General features: G+C 75.9%; 2 protein-coding genes. Both read right to left on the bottom strand.

From position 1 onward, the window contains the following. A partial coding sequence (locus AOK09_RS36085) for a bifunctional polysaccharide deacetylase/glycosyltransferase family 2 protein (protein ID WP_245687643.1) occupies window positions 1–2,316 on the bottom strand: 2,316 nt, incomplete at its 3' end. 24 nt (window positions 2,317–2,340) lie between these two features. Then, window positions 2,341–2,877: a hypothetical protein gene (locus AOK09_RS36080; RefSeq protein WP_055591395.1), complete on the bottom strand. Its 537-nt coding sequence runs from the start codon at window positions 2,875–2,877 to the stop codon at window positions 2,341–2,343. Between the last annotated feature and the right edge of the window lie 92 nt (window positions 2,878–2,969).

Here is a 2,969-nt window from a genome sequence, read left to right as displayed (position 1 = left end):
GAGCCACACCGGGGGGGCGGCCGGGTCGCCCGAGCCCTCCGCGGCGCGGGCCTCGTGGTACCAGGCGTCCGCGAGCGCCGTGGGGGCCCCCTGGGCGGGGACCCGGGCGGGGGCTGCCGGACCCGTGCCGGGCGACGGGTGCTCCGCCACGGGCTGCTGCAGGGTCCCGTACCGCTCCGGGGGCTCCGCGACGGGCTGCCGGAGGGTTCCGTACCGTTCCATCCGCTGCCAGCGCAGCCGGGTGCCCGCCGCCGCGGTGAACACCGACTGGATCACCACCAGGTACATCAGCTGCCGATAGACGAACTGCTGCAGCGGCAGACTCCACAGTGGCCCCGGCCGCTCCCCGTCGAGGCGGAAGGCATAGCCGCCCATGGCCGTCTGCAGCAGCAGGAAGGCCAGCCAGAGACCGGTGATGCGCAGCGGGTCGAGGAAGACCAGCCCGTAGAGCGCGAAGAGGTCCACCACCGGGGCGAGCAGCGGCAGCAGCACCTGGAAGAGCAGCAGATAGCCCAGCCCGCGGCGGCCCAACCGCCCGGCCGGGCCGCGCTGGACCAGTGCCCGGCGGTGCTTCCACATCGCCTGGAGGGTGCCGTAGCACCAGCGGTAGCGCTGCCGCCACAGGGCGCCCAGCGAGGCGGGCGCCTCGGTCCAGGCACGGGCGCGCTCCTCGTACACCACCCGCCAGCCGGCCCGGCACAGGGCCATGGTCAGGTCGGTGTCCTCGGCCAGGGTGATGTCGCTGACCCCGCCAACGCCCAGCAGCGCCTGCCGGCGGAAGGCGCCGACCGCGCCGGGCACCGTGGGCATGCACTCGGCGAGGTCGAAGAGGCGCCGGTCCAGGTTGAAGCCGACCACGTACTCGATGTGCTGCCACCGGCCCAGCAGTCCGCCCCGGTTGGCGACCTTGGCGTTGCCGGAGACCGCACCGACCCGGGGGTCGGCGAAGGGCTGCACCAGCATCCGGACCGCGTCGGGTTCGAAGACCGTGTCGCCGTCGACCATCACCACCAGGTCGCAGGAGGCGGCCGCGATCCCGGTGTTGAGCGCGGCGGGCTTGCCCGCGTTCGGCTGCCGGATGACGCGTACGCCGGGCAGCCCCAGCGACTCCACCAGGTCCGCGGTGCCGTCGGTGGAGCCGTCGTCCACCACGATCACCTCGACGGGATGGTCCGAGGCCAGCAGGGAGCGGACCGCCGCCTCGATGCCCGCGCTCTCGTTGTAGGCCGGGACGATGACGCTCACGGGTTCGAGGACCGGCGGCCCCCAGGGGACGTCCCGCAGCCGGGCGTGCCGCCGGGCCGCCACCACCACGGCCACGGCGCGCAGCACGCTGAGCGCGCCCGCCGCCCAGAGCAGCCAGGAGATCGCGGTCAGCGCCCAGCCGCTGAGCTGCAGCGCGCGGATCAGCGCGATCCCCTGCCAGTGGTCGCGGGTGCCCGCGGGCCGCACCGGGTCGGGGATGCCCACCGCGTCGCTGACCGTGGTGAGCCGGAAGCCCTTCTGCCGCAGTGCGGGCACCAGGCGGTCCAGGGCGCTGACGGTCTGCGCCCGGTCGCCGCCCGCGTCGTGCATCAGCACGATCTGGCCGGCGGTCCCGCGGGGGGTGGCGTTGGCGACGATCCGGTCGACGCCCGGCCGCTGCCAGTCCTCGCTGTCCAGGGTGGTGAGGACGGTGAGGTAGCCCTCCTGACCGGCCTGCCGGACCGCCGCCCAGTCGGCGTTGTCCAGGGCGTCGTTGGAGGAGGAGTACGGGGGTCTCAGCAGCGGCGTGACCACGCCGCCGGCGCCCGCGACCGCCAGTTGGGCCTCGCGCAGCTCCAGCGAGCGCCGCCAGGACGCGGTGGTGCCCAGGTCGGGGTGGGTGAAGGTGTGGATGCCGATCTGGTGGCCCTCGGCGACGATCCGCCGGACCAGGTCGGGGTGGGCGGCGGCCTGGGTGCCCACCAGGAAGAAGGTGGCGTGCACATGGTTGCGCCGCAGGACGTCCAGGATCCGGGGCGTCCAGACCGGGTCCGGGCCGTCGTCGAAGGTCAGAGCGACGGTGCGGCTGCGGGGCCGGGCGGTGCGTGCGACCGCGCCCTCCACCACCGGACCCCCGGAGGCCACCTGGGCGGGGACGGCGTTCGCTGCTCCCTGGACCCTCGGGGCACCGTCCGCCGTGCTGTCGAACATGTGCTGGGTGTAGCCCTGCAGCAGCAGCGCCGCCGACAGGGTGAGCAGCAGCACGCCCAGCAGCAGCCAGTGGGTGCGCAGGGGGACGGTCCGCACGGAGCGGGCGGAGGCGGCCCGGTGGCGGTGTCGTGATTCGGTCACGGCAGGCTCTCTGGTGGGAACGGGCTACGGGTGCGAGGTGGGCCGGTGGCTCGCACCGGGGGCCGCGGTGGAGTTGCCGCGGCCCTTCGCCGTGGCGATGGCGGCGGGCGCGGTGGGCACGGCGGCCGGCGCCGTACCGGCGGCCCGGGTCGTCGCCCCGGCCGAGGGGGTCGCCGCCGTGGCCGGGGCGTGCGGCCTGACGGCGGGTCGCAGCGCCGACACCGGGGTGCGGGACGCTCCGTCGCCGGCCGCAGGACGGTGGGTGCCCGCAGCCGGGTGAGCCGACGGCACCGCGCCGACCGGCGCCCGGTGGTGCGCGGGCTGGGAGGCGGGGAGCAGCGGCGTCCGCACCGTGGGGCCGCCGAGGACCGTGCTGACCAGGAGGGCGACATAGCCGGCCCCCATCACTGCCAGCAGTACGCCGAGCCTGCGGACCAGGCGTCTGCGCCGCCCGGAGGCGTCCACGAACACCGGCCGGGTCCGCTGGCGGTGTTCCGCCGGGCCCGGGTCGACGGCGGCGTCGGGAACGGGTGCGAGGCGCAGGGTGTCTTCGCTCACCATCAGGGGCTTCCCAGGGGTGGGGGCCGGCCGGGGAGGCCGTGTCGGACGGATGCTGGGGCTGGGCCGCCCGGGGACCGGGACGGTTCCGGGAC

The sequence above is a fragment of the Peterkaempfera griseoplana genome, assembly GCF_001418575.1.
GTDB lineage: Bacteria > Actinomycetota > Actinomycetes > Streptomycetales > Streptomycetaceae > Peterkaempfera > Peterkaempfera griseoplana.
Note: the sequence above shows the minus strand (reverse complement) of the source record. Positions and strands in the feature narration are given on the sequence as shown.

Coding starts and splice junctions, on each gene's coding strand:
- AOK09_RS36080 (WP_055591395.1), bottom strand. CDS start 2,877: ATGGTGAGCGAAGACACCCTGCGCCTCGCACCCGTTCCCGACGCCGCC.